This window comes from Mycobacterium appelbergii, assembly GCF_032883035.1.
GTDB lineage: Bacteria > Actinomycetota > Actinomycetes > Mycobacteriales > Mycobacteriaceae > Mycobacterium > Mycobacterium appelbergii.
In genome coordinates this window covers 466836-484878 of sequence record NZ_JAMQTH010000002.1, presented here as the reverse complement: position 1 = coordinate 484878, position 18043 = coordinate 466836, and the positions used below count along the sequence as shown (strand labels likewise).

The following is an 18043-nucleotide window of genomic DNA, read 5'->3' as shown; positions in this document are numbered from 1 at the left end:
GGGCTTGTCTCACTCTCGTCCGGCTGGCTGCCGGCGCTGAATGTCTCTGTCGCACACGGCAACAAGCTCGCGCAGCGCCGCCCGGTCCGGCTTGAGCATTGCCGTCAAGGGCAGTTCATCGACAATCAGCACTTCGTCGGGCGCCTTGTAGTCGGCCAGTTCGGCCGCCACATGAGTGCGCAGATCGGTCAGCGTCGGTGGATCCGCGGGGTCACGCGGGACGACGACGGCGACGCCGATCTCGCCGATCACCGGTGCGGAACGGCCGATGACCGCAGCCTGTTTCACCCCGGGGTGGTCGGCAAGTGTCCGCTCCACTTCACCGGGATGCACGTTGTAACCGCCCCGGATGTACATATCGCCCCGGCGTCCCACCAGGATGAGGTTGCCGTCGTCGCCGAGTACCCCGATGTCGCCGGTACGCAGCCAGCCGTCCCGCAACACCTCGGCGCTGAGTTCCGGATTACGCCAGTAGCCGCGCATCACACACGGACCCCTGACCTCCACGACACCGTCGGCTCCGATACGTACCTCGGTTCCCGCCGCGGGTCGTCCGACGGTGCGGAACTGTACCTCAGGCGGGTCATCGGGTGCGGTGCCGCTGATGGTCGGGCATTCGGTCATCGCGTATCGAACCACCAGCGGCACACCGATCTGCCGAGCGACCCGGCGCACCAGCTCGGGGAGTGCCGGCGCGGTCGCCACCACACCGATCCGCAAGTGCGGCAATGCCTGTGGGTTCACACCATCGACGTCGAGCAGTTTGGCCCACTGGGTGGGCACCGCGCCGGCGACGGTGATCCGCTCGTCGCGCAACACATCGAACATGCCCCGAGCCGACCACGGTGCCGGTGGGATCACCAGCGTGGTACCCCACACCAGCTGATCCCACAGCTTGAACATGTAGCCGGCATGCGCGAACGGGGTCGAGGTGAGCCGCCGGTCGTAGGGCGCGCTCATCACGCCGGCCGCCGCGGCGCCGGCCGCCAACCGGTCGGCGTCGTACACCGCACCTTTGGGGGTTCCGGTGGTGCCGCTGGTGAAGATCAGTGCCACGGGATCGCGTCGGGTGAGCTCGACCGCCGGCGGTGTCAGGCCGGAAGTGTCGTTCGACAAGGCCTCTCGCCGCGCCATGCGACGCCCCGCAACGGGCAACCGGCCAAGAGCGTCATCGACGATGATCAGTGCCGGGTCAGCCTGCTGCACAATGGATTCGATCTCGCGACGGCCCAGCCGCGGGTTCAGTCCGGTGGTGATCGCGCCGATCATCGCCGCGGCGGCGTAACACGTCGCATAGTCGATGCCCGACGGTAACCACAGCATCACCACGTCGCCCTTGCCGACCCCGAGAGCGGCGAACTGCGTGGCGACACTGCGGGCCCGACCGATCCACTGCGCGAACGTGATCCGCGCGCCCGGTTCGACGTAGGCATCCCGCTCGCCGTGGGCCCGCGCCGCCGCCTCCAGCAGTTCCCGCGTGCTCGCGAAACTACCCTTTATGGCGGGATTCCGTGAAATTCCGCCACAAACCGTAGTGTCGGCGCGGTTTTCAGTCATCTACGGCTCCTCGGCGCCCAGAATCACGGTTCCGCTTGAGCAGAACCAACCGCCGGTTCCGCTGACGCAGGCGATCTTGGCGTCGGGCACCTGCCGCGGCCCGCACTCCCCGCGGAGTTGGCGCACCGCCTCGACGAGCAGGAACAGACCACGCTGTCCCGGATGGCATGCCGACAGCCCGCCGCCGTCGGTATTGGTGGGCAGTGCGCCGTCCAGCCGCAGTGCGCCGGACTCGACGAACGCGCCACCCTCCCCCTTCGGGCAGAAGCCGAGGTCTTCCAGCGTGAGCAGCAGCATGTAGGTGAACGCGTCGTAGAGCTCTGCCACATCCACATCCGACGGCGTGACACCGGCGCGGGCGAAGGCCAGCGGCCCGCTCACCGACGCCGGGCCGACGGTCAGGTCGTCCCACTGCGAGGTGAGCATGTGCGAGGTGGTCTCCCCCGTGCCGAGCACCCAGACCGGTTCACTCTTCAGGTCTTTCGCGCGGTCCGCACTGACCAGCACGGCAGCCGCCCCGCCGTCACTGCGGATACAGCAATGCAGTTTCGTGAAGGGGTCGGCGATCATCGGCCCGGCCAACACATCGTCGACGGTGATCGGATCCCGGTAGTAGGCCTCGGGATTGTCCGCGGCGTTGAGCCGCGCGGACACCGCGACCTCGGCGAGCTGCTCGATGGTCGTGCCGTAGGTGTGCATATGCCTGCGCGCCGCCATCGCGTACTTGGAGACCAGAGTGTGCCCGTACGGCGCCTCCCACTGCAGCGGCCCGCGGGCACCCCAGTTGATATTGGCTCCCCGCAATCCTTTTCGGAGATCCGCTCGCGCGGTCGAACCGTAGGTGAGTAGTACCACGTCGGCGTGCCCGGCGGTGATCGCATCGGCCGCGTGCGCGGCCATCACCTCCCATGCCGCACCCCCGACGGTTGTCGAATCAACCCATCGGGGTCGTAGACCGAGATACTCGCCGACGTCGACCGGGGGCAGGGTGCCCTGACCCGTGGAGGCCAATCCGTCGACATCGGCTGGTGTCAGCCCGGCGTCAGCCAGCGCCCGACGGCTGGCCTGGGCGATCAACTCATAGGGACTCTTGTCGTCGACGCGGCCGACATCGGAAAGGGCCACACCGGCAATCGCCACACCGCGGCTCACTGGGCGCGGTCCTGTGCCAACAGCTCGGCCAGCACCTCGGCAGGTTCGGCGAAGAGGTGCCGGAATACGTGCGCACGCTTGAGGTACAGGTGGGTGTCGTTCTCGAAGGTGTACCCCATGCCGCCGAACACCTGGATGCCGGCGGCGGCGTTGTCGACCGCTGCCGATCCGGCGACGGTCACCGCGGAGAGCACCTGAAGCAGTGCATCGGAGCGGCCGTCCGCCAGCGCTATCGCGGCGAAGAACGTCTGTGCCTGTGCCGCTTCGGCCGCGATCTCCATGTCCACACACGCGTGTTTGACCGCCTGGTGCACACCGATCGGCTTGCCGAACTGCTCGCGGGTCTTCGCGTGTTCGGTCGCCGATTCACACGCGGCCGCGGCCAGACCGGTCAGGAATGCCGCCGAGAGCACCATGGCGCGTCCCCAGATCCATTCGTCCTCGGCGGGCAGCCAGTACCGGGGCTCTGCGGATTCCACGGTGGCGGTGGCGATGCGGGTGCCGGGGTCGGACGCATCGACCGGCGACAGTTCACCGAGTTCGTCGATCCCGACGAGCGCGGCTCCGCTGCGCGCGACCACCAGCGCGTGGGAGGCACCGGCGGGTTCGAACACGTCGAAGGTGCCTTTGACCGGCCTGGCCTCACCGTCGCCGCGCAGTACGGCAAGCGCAACCAGCGCATGCCCGGATCCGATGCGCTCCGCAAGGGTGGTGTCACCGCAGCGCGCGGCGACCCGGGCAGCCAACGTGCAGGCCAGGAACGGACCGGGCGCGAGCCGTTTGCCGAATTCGACGAACAACAACACCTCGTCGTCGAACGGCCGCCCGGAGCCGCCGGATTCTTCGTCCAGCCCCAGCGTGAGCAAACCCATCTCGGCACCTTGACGCCAGAGCTGTTCGGGCACCGCCATTTCCGCATGCCGCTCGGTGCGAATCCGTTCGACCGGCATCCGCTCGGCAAGGAACTCTCCTGCCGCCTCGATGATTTCGAGCTGTTCAGCTCCTGGTAGCAGGTCCACGACGCTCTCCTGACTGATCGTTCATCGGGGCAGCCCCAGCACCCGCTCACCGACGATGTTCCGCTGAATCTCCGAGGTCCCGCCGCCGATCGCCTGGGAGAAGCTGTAGTAGTAGTAGCCCACCCAGCCGTCGACGTCCCACCGTGAGGAGTGGCGGTTCGACGCGGGACCGACGACGTCCAGCGCCAATTTGCCGATCTCCTTGGCCAGTTCGGCGTACATCAACTTGACGATCGATCCACGCGGGCCGGGGGTTTCGGTCTTCATCGCCTCGCAGATGTTGGTGTAGGTCAGTGCGCGTAGCGCTGCCACCGACGCCCGCGCATGAGCCAGCCGCCGCGCGATCTCGTCGTCGGCGATGGCCGGCCGGCGACCGTCGGGACCGACATGATCGCGCGCGTAGTCGATGAGGTCCTCGATGATCTTGGCCAGCCGCACCTGGTTCGCGGTGAATGCGGTACCTCGCTCGAATGACAGTGTTGCCATCGCCACCGACCAGCCCGCACCCAACTCACCGACGACATTCGACAACGGGATACGGACGTCGTCGTAGAACACCTCGCAGAACTCCGCGCCGCCCTCGATGGTCTCGATCGGGCGCACATCGATACCCGGCGTGCGCATATCGCAGATCACCCAGGTGATGCCGCTGTGCTTGCTGCCCGTGTTGTCGGTGCGCACCAAAAGTTCCTGGTAGTCGGCGACGGTGGCGAAACTGGTCCAGAGTTTCTGGCCGGAGACCACCAATTCGTCACCGTCGACCACCGCCTTGGTGCGCAGCGCCGCGAGATCGGAGCCGGCATCGGGCTCGGAGAATCCTTGGCACCAGATCACCTCTCCGCGGAGGATTCTCGGCAGATGAAACAACTTCTGGTCATCGGTGGCCCGGGTGATCAGTGTCGGCCCGGCATGCGAGAGACCGACAAAGCAGGCGTCGATACCGGGGAATCCCCGCGCGGCGTACTCCTCGTACCAGATCAGCTGTTGCAGCAGGGTCAGGCCTTTGCCGCCGTACTCCTGCGGCCAGGCGATGCCGGCCCAGCCACCCTCCCACTGGGTGCGTTGCCAGGCCAGGTCGTACGCCCGGATACCCTCATCATCGCGGGGCCGCGATTCGCTCGGCTTGTTCTCGTCGAGCCAGGTGCGGACCTGATCGCGGAACTCGATCTGGTCAGGAGTGAAGTCCAGGTCCATGACTAGCGAGTCTATGTGACATAAGTGTCAGAAACAATATTCGTCCACATTGGCGTCATCCGAATCTCCCCATGTATACATAGGTTTGACCATCCGTATCACGTGACGTTTTAGTCAGAATAGTCAGTTGACGGGACTTCCCGGTATTTGTCGACCAGCTGTTCGGCAGCCCGGGCCAGCAGCGCGACATCTGCCCCGACCAGAACGAAACTCGCCCCGGTGGCCACGTAGCGTCGCGCAATCCTCTCGTTGAATGCGTTCACCCCGGCACTCTTGCCGTGCGCGACGATGGTCGCCAGCGCGTTCTCGATGGCGCTGACCACCTCCGGATGTTCCGGTTCACCCAGCCGGCCCATGGAGGCGGCCAGGTCGGCAGGCCCGATGAACACCCCGTCGACCCCGTCGACGTCGGCGATGTCCCCCACCCGATCCAGCGCCGCCACGGTCTCCACCTGCACGGTCAGCGACACCGACGCGTCCGCGGTGGCCAGATAATCCGAGATCCGGTTCCATCGTGATGCGCGCGCCAATGCGCTACCGACGCCGCGGATGCCGGCCGGCGGGTATCGGGTGGCGGCCACGACCGCGCGGGCCTCGTCGGGATCGTCGATCATCGGGACGATGATGTTCTGTGCACCGATATCGAGCAACCGCTTGATGACGACGGGGTCGGCAGACGGCGGACGCACCAGGACGTCGACGTCGGGACAGCCTGCCAGCGCCTGCAATTGCTCCAGCGTGCTGCGCAGGTCGTTGGGCGCGTGTTCCTGATCCAGCAGGACCCAGTCGATCCCCGACCCTGCGCAGATCTCGGCGATGTAGCCGCTGCCCGAGGCCAGCCACATACCGAACCGTGGCCGCCCGGCCCCGATCCGTTCCACCCAGCGGTTCACGATGCCTCACCCGGTTCGAATGACACCGAGACGGTGCCCAACGGCCCGTAATCGGCGACGAAAGTGTCGCCTGGTTCGGCGAACACCGGCTTGGTGAACGACCCGGACAGGATCACCTCACCGCGCTGCAGCGAAACCCCGTGCGGAGCCAGCCGATTCGCCAGCCAGGCGACGCCGTTTCCCGGATGGTTGAGTACCGCAGCGGCCACCCCGGACTCCTCGATGGTGCCGTTGCGCAGCAGCAGCGCCGATACCCAGCGCAAGTCGACGTCCATCGGCCGCAGCACCCGCCCTCCCAGCACCAGGCCCGCGTCGGCGGCATTGTCGGCGATGGTGTCGACGATGGTGCGCAGGTGGCCGGTCTCGGGATCCGACATCTGCACCCTGGCGTCCAGAATCTCCAGCGCCGGAGTCACGAACTCGGTGGCACGCAGTACGTCGAACAACGTGACATCGGGTCCCTGCAGCGGCTCGCCCAGCACGAACGCCAGCTCGACTTCGACGCGGGGTCGGATGAACCGGCCGGGCTGCACGCGCCCGCCGTCCTCGACGAACATGTCGTCGAAGAGTGCACCGTAGTCGGGCTCGTCGATCGACACCGCGCGCTGCATCACCTTCGAGGTCAGACCGATCTTGCGGCCCTTGACCTTTCGGCCGTCGGCCACCTTCAGCGTGACCAGAGCCCGCTGGACCGCGTACGCGTCTTCGACGGTCATCTCGGGATGGTCCAGCGACAGCTGCCGGATCGGTGTACGAGTCTTCTCAGCCTCGTACAACCGGCGGGCGATATCCGCGATCTGGGCGTCGCCGGGTCTACTCATGCCGGGTCAGGAAATCGACCGCGGCGACATTGAACGATTCGGGATCCTCGAAATGCGGCCAATGCCGCACCGTCGGCATCTCGAATACCTCGGAGTTCGGGATCAGGTCCGCGATGGTGCGTGCGGTGTCCTGGTACACACCGTGGTCCTTACCGGAAGCCACGATCATCACCGGCGCGGCGATACCGCGCCACTTGTCGTCCGGGATGAGATTGCGGTCGCGCACCTTTTCGTCCTGCAGAATCAGCAGCCGGTCGATGGTGTTGCGGGTGTCCGCGCGCCGGTAGATCGACTGGCGCAAACCGATCAGGTCGGGCAGTCGATTCGCCTCGTCGGCGATCAGGTGCGCGAAGACCGCGTGCAACGACTCCCAGGTCGGCTCGTTGACGGCCTTGGTGCGCTCGGCCCGGATACGGGCCATGTTCGACGCCGACGACTCTCTGCCGGCCGGCGACATCAGGATCACCTTGTCCACCCGGTCGGGATGACCCACCGACACGGCGGAGGCGACGAAAGCGCCGAGCGACATGGCCACGAAACTGGCCGACGTCATGCCGAAGTGGTCCATCACCCCGAGGACATGCTCGACGTAGACCGCGATCTCGTAGTCGTAGTCGGGCTTGTCGGAGAAGCCGTTACCCACCATGTCGATGGCCACGCAATGGAAGTGCTCGCTCAACGCAGCGAGGTTGGGAGCGAACGTCTCCCAATGTCCACCGGTGCCGTGCAGCAGGATCGCATGCGGTCTGTCTGCCGCACCGGCCTCGGCGTACCGCGTCCGTACTTTCGTGCCATTGACCGGAACGTCGATGAATCCCTGGCGGAACTCGAGCTCTTTCAGGTACATCCAGATACTGCGGTAGTCCGCCGTGTCGAGCCCGGAGCCTCCACCCGCCTCGGTCTGTGGTGCCTGCGCTTGGATCATCTCACCCTTCCCGATGACTCATCTGACAATCATGTCAACTTATTGTCCCGACCCGATGCGGATACGTCAATGGTGCCATAACCGGCATGTTTCCTAGTAGATAACTACTCACGGGCGCCACCACGAAGGCCGTCGAGTCGCGCGTCCGGTCGCACCTGATGCATTGCTTCTGACACTCGTATGCGGTAAAACTAGGCAGGTGAGCACACCCTCCGGACGCCGCGAACTCGCCGAGTTGGTGAATGAGTTCGCGGCCGTGCGGGTATCGCTGGATGTCAACGGCAACGGGCCTCGCCTGCTCGTCGAAGACCTGGAGAGCGGCGAACACGTCTTCCTGTGCCCGCTGGAGCTGGCCAGCTTCACCCAGGCCACCCCGGAAGACCGCGAGGATTGGCTGCGGGTGGGCAACTACCGGTCTGAACGTGGACACGGCGAACGCGGACCGGGGAAACCGCGGTGAGCGCACCCGAGGTAGATCTGGTGGGCCTGGGCATGACGGCGATGTCGCTACGGCCGGGCGCGGCCCCGCTGCGCCTGGCTGCCGAGGCGAGCGTCGCCGCGCTGGCCGATGCTCAGATCGGCCGCGCCGACATAGACGGCCTCCTGGTGGGTTCCTCCCAGGGGGTGCGACCGGACCGCCTGGGTGTCGGGTTCGCCGCGGCAGGCGGCTTCCGGGATCTCGGGCTGCTCGAGCACATTGAGATCAAGGGCGCCACCACGATTGCGATGATTCAGCGCGCCCGTCACGCGATCCGTTCCGGTGAGGCATCGACTGTGCTGTGCGTCTTCGCCGATGCGCCGCTGGCTGCCGGGAAGGGCGCCGGATCCACCTACGCGCACAGTGGCGGCAATACCGGAGTACGCGGTCTCGAGCGCGCCTCCGGACTCCTCGGCTCGGTACCGACGTACGCACTGCTGGCCCGCCGCTGGCTGCACACGACGGGCACCGATCCTGCAACCTTGCGGTCGGTGGCTCTCACGGCACGGGGTTGGGCGATGGCGAACCCCGACGCGGTGAACCGCGAACCACTCGACGATGCCGGCTACGACGCCAGTCCGATGATCGCCGAACCGTTGCGTCGGCTCGACTGCGCGCGGCCCGTCAACGGCGCAGTCGCGGTGATACTCACGGGCAGGCCTGAAATCGGCGCAACCCGACTTTCAGTGCGTGGCACCGGCCGTGAACATCCGGTGCGCCGGCGCCGCGCGGCCGCGGAGTCGTGGTTCGGCGGCGGCTGCCGGGCGGTCGACAATGCGCTGGAACAAGCCGGGATGTCCCGATCAGATCTGGATGTCGCCGAGCTCTATGACCCTTTCTCGATCGTCACGCTGCTGCTGCTCGACGAATACCGGCTCACCGGAGGCGTTCCGGCCGGCGATTTCGTACGTGCCGGCCAGACCGGTCCGGACGGGGCCCTGCCGACCAATACCGGTGGGGGCCAACTGTCAGGTTTCTACCTACAAGGTATGACGCCGCTCGCCGAGGCGGTTGTCCAGCTGCGTGGTGCAGGCGGGCAACGCCAGGTCTCTGGCGCCACGGTGGCGCTGGTCGGCGGTATCGGCGGCCGACTGGACCACCACGCCGCGCTGGTGCTGGAGCGGGCGGGATGACCGCCACGAACGAGCGAGCCAGCGCGGACTGGCTGCTGGACGACACACTTGCGCCTGCTGTCGACGGCGATTCGTTGGCACCGCTGTATGAGGCGGCCGAACGTGGAGAGCTGGCTCTGCCGTTCTGTGCGGTGTGCGCGCTGCCGGTTGAGCTCGACCAGGAAATCTGCGACAACTGCGGTTCCTCCGAACAGTATTCGCGCACAGTCGAACTGCGCGGCACAGTGCACTCCGCGACGCTCATGCATCGGCGCGAGCCCGGTCTGGTACGTGTGCAGAAGCCGTATCCGATCGTCGATGTCGAACTGCACAGCGGGCACCGACTGGTGCTCACCACCGTGCGTCCCGCGGACACCGCGCCGGCCATCGGCACGAAGGTAACCATCGGCTTCCGCCACCTCGGCAACGTCGCGATACCAGCCATCGACACCCTGGAGGACAAGTGACGACTCTCGAATCATCGCCCACCGTCGACGATTTCGACGTCGACAGCATCGTCCGGACGGACCGCGTGCACGGGTCGGTCTACACCTCCGCCGACATCTTCCGCCGTGAGATGGACACCATCTTCAAGACCGGTTGGGTCTATGTCGCCCACGACAGCGAGGTCAGCGAGCCCGGCGATTACCTCACCCGGTCCGTCGGCCACGATCCGGTGGTGGTGGTGCGGGGCAAGGACGGCGAGGTCAGGGTGCTGCTCAACCGCTGCACCCACCGCGCCAACAAACTCTGCAACGCAGAGACCGGCAACGCCAACTCATTCCGGTGCCCCTACCACGGCTGGACGTTCAGCAACACCGGTGCGCTGCAGGGCGTCCCGATGCGCGAGGGCTACGGGGACGCCTACCGAGAGATGCGGGCCGAACTGGGTCTGGCGCAGGCACCGCGGGTCGACAGCTACGGCGGCTTCGTCTTCGCGTCACTGGCCCCCGACGGTGTCTCACTGCGCGAGCATCTCGGCAAGGCCACCGGCGCCATCGACCGGCTTCTCAATCTCTCGCCCAACCGCAAGATCGACCTGCGGGCCAACTGGATGAAGCATCTGCACCACGCCAACTGGAAGATGGTGGTGGAGAACAACGTCGATGGCTACCACGCGCTGTTCACGCACGCCTCGGTGTACGACGCGATCAAACCGGCGAAAGTGTCGCACGTCCCCACCAAGGTCGACGTGCTGGTGCGCGACCTCGGCAACGGCCACTCGGAGATCGACTACACAGACGAATACCGCAAGCTCGACGAGGAATTCATCTGGTACGGCCGCATTCCCCGCGCCAAACTCGCCGGCTACGTCGAAGCACTCGAATCCGCGTACGGCCCCGAACAGGCGCACGACGCGCTGGTGGTCGGCCCGCCGCACACGTTGATCTGGCCGAATCTGTTCCTGGCCGAGATGAACGTCATGTTCGTCGAGCCGCAGGCCCCGGACCGCACCGTCGCCTACACCACCGCAGTCCTGATCCCCGGTGAGGACGCACTCAACGAACGCACCCTGCGGCGATCGGAAGGCGCGATGGGGCCTGCGGGCTTCCTCATCGCCGACGACGGCGAAATCGGGATGCGCAACCAGGCCGGCCTCGCCGCGGAATTGCCGGAGTGGCTGGTGCTGGCCCGCGGCATGTCCGATGACATCACCGACGAATCCGGAATCATCAACCGGGACAAGAGTGCCGAGACACCGCAGCGCGGGTTCTACTCGAGGTGGGCGGACGTCGTCGGCGGGAAGGCATGAGCATGACCGCTGACACCGCACCCCGGATCCGGCCCGCCCTGCGGCCGGTTCCCGACGCCGACATCATGGCTTTCCTGAACCTGGAGGCCCGGCTGGCCGACGAGGGTCGTTACTCGGAGTGGGAAGCGCTGTGGGCCGATGACGACGACCGGGTCGAATACCGCGTCCCCATCCACCCCGAGGACAACCCGCGCACCACGCTCGCCTACATCAACGACAACCGGCGGCGAATCAAGAGCCGGGTGGCGCAACTCAACACCGGCAACCGGCATTCACAGACGCCCCCGTCGGTGATGCGGCGGGTGGTGTCCAACTCCGAGGTCGTCGACGTCCACACCGATGCGGGCGGCGACATCGTGACCGTCGAATCCAATTTCGCGCTGTTCGAATACCGGATACGACAACGCTTCTGGGCCGGGAAGGTGATTCACACGGTCCGCCGCTCCCCCGATGGTCCGTGGCTGATCCGCAAGATCGTGCACCTGATCGACGCGGGCGGCCCGGTCGAAACATTGGCATTTCTAATATGAAGGCATTCCTGATCTGATGCTCATCGGAGATATCGCAGCCAACAACGCCCGCCGCTACCCGGACAAGAATGCGCTCGTCGATGCCGACCGGGTACACACCTGGTCGGAGGTCGACGACCGGGCCCGCCGCCTGGCGAACCATTTGGCCGCTCAGGGACTCACAGCCGGTGACCGGGTGATGGTGATCGCCCGCAACTGCATCGAATGGCCGGAGATCTCGTTCGGCCTGGCCAAGGCAGGCCTGGTCGCCATTCCGGTCAACATCCGGCTCGCCCCCGACGAGGTGGCCCACGTTCGCGATGACTCGGGCGCCCAGGCGGTGCTCATCCACGCCGACCACGCGGAGAAATTCCTCGACGAGCTGACCGGTCTGCGCCTGGCGCTGATCATCGGCCCCGAGTACGAATCGGCCTTGGCCTCAGCTGATCCCCGGGCTCCCCAGGTCGACGTCTCACCAGATGATGTCGCGGTCATTCTCTACACCAGCGGTACCACCGGCCGCGCCAAAGGCGTGATGCACACTCATCGCGCGCTGCTCTACCAGGCCGCGGACACCAACCTGGTCACCGAGGCCAACCGCTCCGACGTCATGCTGGCGACCACCCCGTTCTTCACCGCGGGTGGCATGGTGCGCACCGTGTCCTGGCTGTATCTCGGCCAGACCATGGTGATCCACCAGCGTTTCGACCCGCAGGCCGTGATCGACGAGATCGAACGCAGCAAGATCACCTTCACCACGTTCATCCCGACGATGCTGCACCGGACCCTGGCGATCCTGGAGGACGGGCCGCCGCGGGACATGTCCAGCCTGCGACGGATCTCCTACGGGTCGGCGCCGGTGCCGCCGGGGCTGGCGCGCAAGGCGATGGATCTGCTCGGCTGTGATCTGCAGCAGCGCTACGGGCTGACCGAATGTGGCGGGCAGGCCACCATTCTCACTCCCCAGGATCATCGCGACATCGTTGCGGGCCGGACGTCGATCGCCACGTCGTGCGGCCGGGAGACGCCGATGTGCGTCATCCGGATCATCGACTCCGATGGCAACGACCCACCCACCGGTGAGGTCGGTGAAATCGTTATCACCAGCCCCGCCAACGCCGTTGGCTACTGGAACCGGCCCGAGCAGACCGCCGAGGCGTTCCGGCCCGACGGCCTGCGCAGCGGCGACCTCGGCTACCTCGACGGGGACGGCTATCTGCACATCACCGGCCGCAAGACCGACATGATCATCTCCGGCGGGTTCAATGTCTATCCCGCCGAGATCGAGCGGGTCATCGCACACCACACCGGGGTCGACCTGGTCGCGGTGGTCGGGGCGCCCGACCCGGAATGGGGCGAGACTCCCGTCGCGGTGGTCATTCCCACATCGCATGTCACCGACCGCGATGCGCTCAGCGCGGAACTGACGGCGCTGTGCAGGGCCGAGTTGGCCGGCTACAAGCAACCGCGCCGGTTCCTGTTCTGGAGCGAATTCCCGCTGGGGCCCGCCGGCAAGATTCTCAAACGCGAGATAGCTAACCAGGTGAACCATGTAGTCGATGAAGGTGCGATGATTCCGGTGTCCACCGGAATGACAGAGGAGCGCCCGTGACCGACACCACAGACCTGGCCACCATCGAGTTCCAGGTGAGCGACCACGTCGCCACCGTGGCGCTCAATCGGCCCGAGAAGTTGAACAGCTTCACCGAACAGATGGCCGCGGACCTCGCCACCGCGTGGTCCCGGGTGCGAGATGACGACGATATCCACGTCGCGGTGCTGCAGGCCAACGGAGACCGGGCGTTCTGCACCGGCATCGACGTCGCCGCGGGCACCTGGTGGAAGCACAAGTCGATCTTCAACCAGGAGGACCCGGGCGAGCTGCTGGGACCCAAGGCGCACAAGGTGTGGAAGCCGGTGATCGCGGCACTGCACGGCATCGTCGCCGGCGGAGCGATGTATTTCGTCAACGAATGCGACTTCGCGATCTGCGCCGAGACCACCACGTTTTTCGATCCCCATCCCAACGCAGGCATCGTGTCGGCACTGGAGCCCATGGGCATGCTGGCCCTGGGCCTGCCTTACGGCGAGGTGATGCGCTGGGCGTTGCTGGGTAGCGAGGAGCGGATGACGGCCGAGACCGCACTGCGCGTCGGCATCGTCACCGAGGTCGTCCCCGACGACCAACTGCGTACCCGCGCCGCCGAACTGGCCGCCGAGATCGCCGCGCGACGCCCATCCGGTATCCAAGGGACGGTGCGCGCCATGTGGGAGGCGCGCGATCTGCCGCCGACGATCGCGGCCCGGCACGGCAAGTTCTACACCGATCTGGGCAATGCCGGCGCCGTTCCCGATTCGCTCAACAACAAGAAGAAGCCGCGGACTCGATGAGGAGCGTGCATGACTGATACCAGCACCCGGCAGTTGGCCGAGTTCGACCTCGTCATCGGGGGCGAATCCACGGGCGCCGCATCCGGGGCCACCTACGACAGCGTTGACCCGTTCACCGGGCAGCCCTGGGCCCGGGTCCCCGATGGGGATGCCGACGATATTGACCGCGCGGTCGCCGCCGCCCGCGCCGCGCTGGACGGGCCGTGGGGCGCCCTCACCGCAACCGCACGCGGCAAGTTGCTGTGGCGTCTTGGCGAACTCATCGCGCGTGACGCCGAGATGCTCGCCGAATTGGAGGTCCGCGACGGCGGCAAGCTGACCCGAGAGATGGTCGGCCAGATGCGGTCGCTGCCGGAGTACTACTTCTACTACGCGGGTCTGGCCGACAAACTGCAGGGCGAGGTGATGCCGACCGACAAGGCCAACTACCTCGTCTACACCCGGCACGAGCCGGTCGGCGTGGTCGGGGCGATCACCCCGTGGAACTCACCGCTACTGCTGCTGACCTGGAAATTGGCCGCCGGCCTGGCCGCGGGCTGCACATTCGTGGTGAAGCCGAGCGACCACACCCCCACCTCGACGCTGGCGTTCGCAAAGCTGTTCGCCGAAGCAGGTTTTCCGCCCGGCGTGGTCAACGTGGTGACCGGCTGGGGCCCGCAGACCGGTGCCGCGCTGGCATCCCATCCGGATGTGGACAAGATCGCGTTCACCGGGTCTACGGACACCGGGATCCGGGTCGGTAAGGCCGCCATCGAGAACATGACCCGCTTCAGCTTGGAACTGGGCGGCAAATCGGCGCAGGTGGTGTTCGACGATGCCGATCTCGACGCCGCGGCCAACGGTGTGATCGCGGGCGTTTTCGCCGCCACCGGACAGACCTGCCTCGCCGGGTCACGGTTGCTGGTGCACGACAGCGTTGCCGACGCGCTGGTGCAGCGCATCGTCGCGCGGGCAGCCACCATCAAGCTCGGCGACCCCAAGGACCCGGCGACCGAGATGGGCCCGGTGTCCAATCAACCGCAGTACGAGAAGGTGCTGTCGCACTTCGCTTCCGCACGCGAACAGGGTGCCACCATCGCGTACGGTGGCGAACCGGCCGCCGATCTCGGCGGCTTCTTCGTGAAGCCCACGGTGCTGACCGGTGTCGACCCGTCAATGCGGGCGGTCGCCGAGGAGATCTTCGGACCGGTGCTGGCGGTGATGACCTTCGCCGACGAAGACGAGGCCATCGCAGCAGCCAACGCCACCGAGTTCGGGCTGGCCGCGTCGGTGTGGACCAAGGACGTGCACCGGGCGCACCGGGTCGCGGCGAAACTTCAGGCCGGGACGGTGTGGGTGAACGCCTATCGCGTTGTCGCACCGCATGTTCCGTTCGGGGGCGTCGGCCACAGCGGCATCGGCCGAGAGAACGGTATCGACGCGGTCAAGGACTTCACCGAGACCAAGGCGGTGTGGATAGAGCTGTCCGGGGCGACCCGCGATCCGTTCACCCTCGGGTAGCGACTCAACAAAGGAGAGACATATGACACTCGACCTCGCGGCCGCCGACAAGGTACTGGCCGGTCTACGCCCGTTCCCGGTGGCGATCACCACCGTTGACAAAGGCTTCGCGAACGGGCTGATGTCGCTGTCGGCCGGCTCGGCCAGCATCGTGCCGGAGTTGCCCCGCGCGACCGTCAGCCTCACCAAGTACAACCGTTCACACGACATGCTGATCAATTCCGGCATTTTCGTGATGCACATGCTGTCGGCCGGCCCGGAGGAGATCGACGCGTCGATGGACATCCTGATGACCCTTGGCGGCAGCTCGGGCCGCGACGGCGACAAGATCGCCACGCTGCGCACCAAGACCGGTGTCACAGGTGCGCCGGTCCTGCTGGATGCGCACAGCTACGTCGAATGCCGGATCACCGGTTCCCTCGACAACGACGAGAACACCATCTTCGTCGGTGACGTGGTGGCCGCGGAGGTGTTCAGCTCGGCCCAGCGACTCCGGATCGGCGAGGCGTGGGGCAAGCTGCCGCACGAGTGGATCGAGCGGTACGAAGCCAATCACGAGCCGCAACTGCAGAGCGCGCGCGACCTGCGGGCCGCCGCCGTGCAGTCGGTGTGACCGACCAGCAGGCCGGCGCTTGGGAGCTGCCGGAAGAACTCGTGATGCTGCGCGATACCGTGCGGCGATTCATGGATGCACACGTGCATCCGCTCGAGGAGAAGCTGGACCACGACGCGGTCGGCCTGCCACGTGCGCAATTGGCGGCGCTGCAGGCGAGAGCCCGTGAGCTCGGACTGTGGGCACTGCAGACTCCTTCGGAGTACGGTGGCGCCGGGCTGAGCGTGCTCGGCCAGGTGGTGGTCGCCGAGGAGGCCGCGAAATGCCGGATGGGCGCCTTCTTTCCGGCGCTCGGCGCGTTCGGCGGCAATCCGCCCAACATCATGTTCAAGGCCTCGTCCGAGCAGTTCGAGAAGTATGCCCGGCCGATCATCGAGGGCACCATGTCCAAGGCCTACACCGCGATCACCGAGGCGTCCGGGGGATCGGACCCGGCGCGGGCGATCAAGCTCAAGGCGACGCGGGACGGCGACGGTGCAAATTCGGGATACCTGCTCAACGGCTCGAAGATGTGGATCTCGCACGCACCGGGCGCCGACTGGGGGGTGGTGTACGCCCGAACCGGCGAAGGCCGCCACGGCATCTCGGCGTTCATTCTGGAGAAGGACACCCCCGGTGTCACGTTCAACCGCATCCCGGTGATGGCCTCCTTCGCGCCCTACGAACTGCACTTCGACAACGTCCGGCTGGCAGCGGATCAGCTGATCGGCGCTGAGGGACAGGGCTTCTCGCTGGCCAGCGACTTCCTCATCCACGGCCGCATCATCTACGCCGCAGGGCCGATCGGCATCGCGCAGAGCGCACTGGACCTGGCCTGCCGGTGGGCCAGGGACCGCGACGTGTTCGGCGGCCGGCTCGCCGACAAGCAGGGCGTGCAGTGGATGCTGGTCGAGAGCGAGGTAGAACTGCGGGCCGCGCGGTTGCTGATGTATCAGGCGGCCTGGAACGCCGACCTGGGCCGAAACGTCCGCGTGGACGCGTCGGTCGCGAAGATGTACGGCACGGAGGCGGCCTATAAAGTCCTCGATCGGTGCATTCAGCTCCACGGCGCATTGGGGATTTCCGCGGAACTCCCGCTGGAACGGTGGTTCCGGGACCTGCGAGTCAAACGGCTTGGCGAAGGCGCCACCGAAGTCCAGCGTGAGGTCATTGCCAGATCGCTGTTGAGATAGTTATATAGTTTGCTAATTATCAGCGGAATGGGGTCATGTGCGCTACAACCTGATGTTCCCGATGCGGGCGGTCAAGCATTGGAATCGGTGGTGTGAGGGTGCCGCCATCGGCGATATCGCCAAACTGGTGGAGGAAGCCGGTTTCGATGCGTTCTCGATGTCCGAGCATCCGTACCCCGACCAGGATTGGCTGGCCCACGGCGGCCACCACGCCTTCGACCCGTTCGTGTCGCTGAGTTTCGCCGCCGCCGCGACCACCCGCATCCGGGTCATGACCTACATCCTGGTCTCCGGCTACCGCAGCCCGTATCTGACAGCCAAGGGGGCTGCGAGTCTCGACCTGTTGTCGGGCGGCCGATTCACCCTGGGCACCGGAGCCGGCTATCTGAAGTCCGAATTCGAGGCACTCCGAGCCGATTTCGGCCGTCGCGGCGCACTGCTGGACGAGGCGATCGCGGCGTGGCGGTCAACCTGGGCCGGCATCGACCACGACGGCCCGGCGTTCGGGGTGAGCGGTCACATCGCGCTTCCACCACCGCTGACGAACGGCGGCCCCCCGATCTGGATCGGCGGCAACAGCGCTGCGGCACAGCGCCGGGTCATCGAGGTGGCCGACGGCTGGATGCCGATGGCCGCATCGGGCGAGATGGCCGCCATCACCCGGGCCCGGCCGCTCGAAGACGTCGGGACACTCGGCGAATGGATCGCTGCGGTCAACAAACGGCGTGCCGAACTCGAGCGCGGCCCGGCCGACGTCTCGTTCGTCCCCTTCGAAGCCGACCTGCTCGCCAGTGGCGACTGCACCGCATTCACCACTGCCGTGCAACCCAAACTGGACGACTACGCCGAGGCCGGCGTCACCTGGATCACCATCGAGCCTGCCAGCAGGAGTTTCACCGACCTCCGCACCGACATCGACCTGCTCGCCTCCCAATTGATCGACCGCTGAGGGAC

18 protein-coding genes are annotated in these 18043 nt (G+C 66.5%); 11 read left to right on the top strand and 7 right to left on the bottom strand.

Annotated features, from left to right (window positions below; all coding sequences use genetic code 11):
• Window positions 1-9 precede the first annotated feature (9 nt).
• The 7 genes from M1247_RS06600 to M1247_RS06570 form a co-directional block, all read right to left on the bottom strand.
• Window positions 10-1557, bottom strand: coding sequence for a class I adenylate-forming enzyme family protein (locus M1247_RS06600; RefSeq protein ID WP_317155464.1), 1548 nt, complete (start codon window positions 1555-1557; stop codon window positions 10-12).
• Window positions 1558-2709: an acetyl-CoA acetyltransferase gene (locus M1247_RS06595; RefSeq protein WP_317155463.1), complete on the bottom strand. Its 1152-nt coding sequence runs from the start codon at window positions 2707-2709 to the stop codon at window positions 1558-1560.
• Window positions 2706-3728 (bottom strand): acyl-CoA dehydrogenase family protein, encoded by a 1023-nt coding sequence (locus M1247_RS06590; protein ID WP_317155462.1) that lies wholly within the window; start codon window positions 3726-3728, stop codon window positions 2706-2708. The genes M1247_RS06595 and M1247_RS06590 overlap by 4 nt, the downstream gene beginning before the upstream one ends.
• 21 nt (window positions 3729-3749) lie before the next feature.
• On the bottom strand, window positions 3750-4922 hold the full coding sequence (locus tag M1247_RS06585) for an acyl-CoA dehydrogenase family protein (protein ID WP_317155461.1): 1173 nt from the start codon (window positions 4920-4922) through the stop codon (window positions 3750-3752).
• 110 nt (window positions 4923-5032) lie between these two features.
• On the bottom strand, window positions 5033-5818 hold the full coding sequence (locus tag M1247_RS06580) for an aldolase/citrate lyase family protein (protein WP_317155629.1): 786 nt from the start codon (window positions 5816-5818) through the stop codon (window positions 5033-5035).
• Window positions 5812-6636: a 2-oxo-hept-4-ene-1,7-dioate hydratase gene (gene hpaH, locus M1247_RS06575; RefSeq protein WP_317155460.1), complete on the bottom strand. Its 825-nt coding sequence runs from the start codon at window positions 6634-6636 to the stop codon at window positions 5812-5814. Before hpaH ends, M1247_RS06580 begins: the two co-directional genes overlap by 7 nt.
• Window positions 6629-7561: an alpha/beta fold hydrolase gene (locus tag M1247_RS06570; protein WP_317155459.1), complete on the bottom strand. Its 933-nt coding sequence runs from the start codon at window positions 7559-7561 to the stop codon at window positions 6629-6631. The genes hpaH and M1247_RS06570 overlap by 8 nt, the downstream gene beginning before the upstream one ends.
• Before the next feature lie 199 nt (window positions 7562-7760).
• Between M1247_RS06570 and M1247_RS06565 the strand changes: the two genes are divergently transcribed.
• From M1247_RS06565 to M1247_RS06515, 11 genes are read left to right on the top strand one after another with little or no spacing between them, the layout of a single operon-like run.
• Window positions 7761-8021 (top strand): hypothetical protein, encoded by a 261-nt coding sequence (locus M1247_RS06565; RefSeq protein ID WP_317155458.1) that lies wholly within the window; start codon window positions 7761-7763, stop codon window positions 8019-8021.
• A 32-nt stretch (window positions 8022-8053) separates the two neighbouring features.
• A complete protein-coding gene (locus tag M1247_RS06560) occupies window positions 8054-9172 on the top strand; it encodes a thiolase family protein (RefSeq protein ID WP_317155628.1) in 1119 nt (372 codons plus the stop codon).
• On the top strand, window positions 9169-9618 hold the full coding sequence (locus M1247_RS06555) for a Zn-ribbon domain-containing OB-fold protein (RefSeq protein WP_317155457.1): 450 nt from the start codon (window positions 9169-9171) through the stop codon (window positions 9616-9618). Before M1247_RS06560 ends, M1247_RS06555 begins: the two co-directional genes overlap by 4 nt.
• Complete coding sequence (locus M1247_RS06550) at window positions 9615-10904, top strand: aromatic ring-hydroxylating oxygenase subunit alpha (protein ID WP_317155456.1); 1290 nt, start codon at window positions 9615-9617, stop codon at window positions 10902-10904. Before M1247_RS06555 ends, M1247_RS06550 begins: the two co-directional genes overlap by 4 nt.
• Before the next feature lie 2 nt (window positions 10905-10906).
• Window positions 10907-11434: an aromatic-ring-hydroxylating dioxygenase subunit beta gene (locus M1247_RS06545; protein WP_317155455.1), complete on the top strand. Its 528-nt coding sequence runs from the start codon at window positions 10907-10909 to the stop codon at window positions 11432-11434.
• Window positions 11435-11450: 16 nt separating this feature from the next.
• Window positions 11451-13025, top strand: coding sequence for a class I adenylate-forming enzyme family protein (locus M1247_RS06540; protein ID WP_317155454.1), 1575 nt, complete (start codon window positions 11451-11453; stop codon window positions 13023-13025).
• Complete coding sequence (locus tag M1247_RS06535; RefSeq protein WP_317155453.1) at window positions 13022-13804, top strand: enoyl-CoA hydratase/isomerase family protein; 783 nt, start codon at window positions 13022-13024, stop codon at window positions 13802-13804. The genes M1247_RS06540 and M1247_RS06535 overlap by 4 nt, the downstream gene beginning before the upstream one ends.
• 9 nt (window positions 13805-13813) lie before the next feature.
• Window positions 13814-15304, top strand: a complete 1491-nt coding sequence (locus M1247_RS06530; RefSeq protein WP_317155452.1) for an aldehyde dehydrogenase — start codon at window positions 13814-13816, stop codon at window positions 15302-15304.
• Between the two features lie 22 nt (window positions 15305-15326).
• Window positions 15327-15917 carry a flavin reductase family protein gene (locus M1247_RS06525; protein WP_317155451.1) on the top strand — a complete coding sequence of 197 codons (591 nt, stop codon included), beginning with the start codon at window positions 15327-15329 and terminating at the stop codon, window positions 15915-15917.
• Between the two features lie 44 nt (window positions 15918-15961).
• Window positions 15962-17089 (top strand): acyl-CoA dehydrogenase family protein, encoded by a 1128-nt coding sequence (locus M1247_RS06520; protein WP_317155627.1) that lies wholly within the window; start codon window positions 15962-15964, stop codon window positions 17087-17089.
• 52 nt (window positions 17090-17141) lie between these two features.
• Entirely contained in the window at window positions 17142-18038 is an 897-nt protein-coding gene (locus M1247_RS06515) for an LLM class F420-dependent oxidoreductase (protein WP_317155626.1), read from the top strand.
• The last annotated feature ends 5 nt before the right edge of the window (window positions 18039-18043 follow it).

Bases quoted from the DNA above. Each gene is read 5' to 3' on its own strand.
- M1247_RS06600 (WP_317155464.1), bottom strand. From the start codon at position 1,557: ATGACTGAAAACCGCGCCGACACTACGGTTTGTGGCGGAATTTCACGG.
- M1247_RS06585 (WP_317155461.1), bottom strand. From the start codon at position 4,922: ATGGACCTGGACTTCACTCCTGACCAGATCGAGTTCCGCGATCAGGTC.
- hpaH (WP_317155460.1), bottom strand. From the start codon at position 6,636: ATGAGTAGACCCGGCGACGCCCAGATCGCGGATATCGCCCGCCGGTTG.
- M1247_RS06570 (WP_317155459.1), bottom strand. From the start codon at position 7,561: ATGATCCAAGCGCAGGCACCACAGACCGAGGCGGGTGGAGGCTCCGGG.
- M1247_RS06560 (WP_317155628.1), top strand. From the start codon at position 8,054: ATGACGGCGATGTCGCTACGGCCGGGCGCGGCCCCGCTGCGCCTGGCT.
- M1247_RS06555 (WP_317155457.1), top strand. From the start codon at position 9,169: ATGACCGCCACGAACGAGCGAGCCAGCGCGGACTGGCTGCTGGACGAC.
- M1247_RS06545 (WP_317155455.1), top strand. From the start codon at position 10,907: ATGACCGCTGACACCGCACCCCGGATCCGGCCCGCCCTGCGGCCGGTT.
- M1247_RS06540 (WP_317155454.1), top strand. From the start codon at position 11,451: ATGCTCATCGGAGATATCGCAGCCAACAACGCCCGCCGCTACCCGGAC.
- M1247_RS06530 (WP_317155452.1), top strand. From the start codon at position 13,814: ATGACTGATACCAGCACCCGGCAGTTGGCCGAGTTCGACCTCGTCATC.
- M1247_RS06525 (WP_317155451.1), top strand. From the start codon at position 15,327: ATGACACTCGACCTCGCGGCCGCCGACAAGGTACTGGCCGGTCTACGC.
- M1247_RS06520 (WP_317155627.1), top strand. From the start codon at position 15,962: ATGCTGCGCGATACCGTGCGGCGATTCATGGATGCACACGTGCATCCG.
- M1247_RS06515 (WP_317155626.1), top strand. From the start codon at position 17,142: ATGTTCCCGATGCGGGCGGTCAAGCATTGGAATCGGTGGTGTGAGGGT.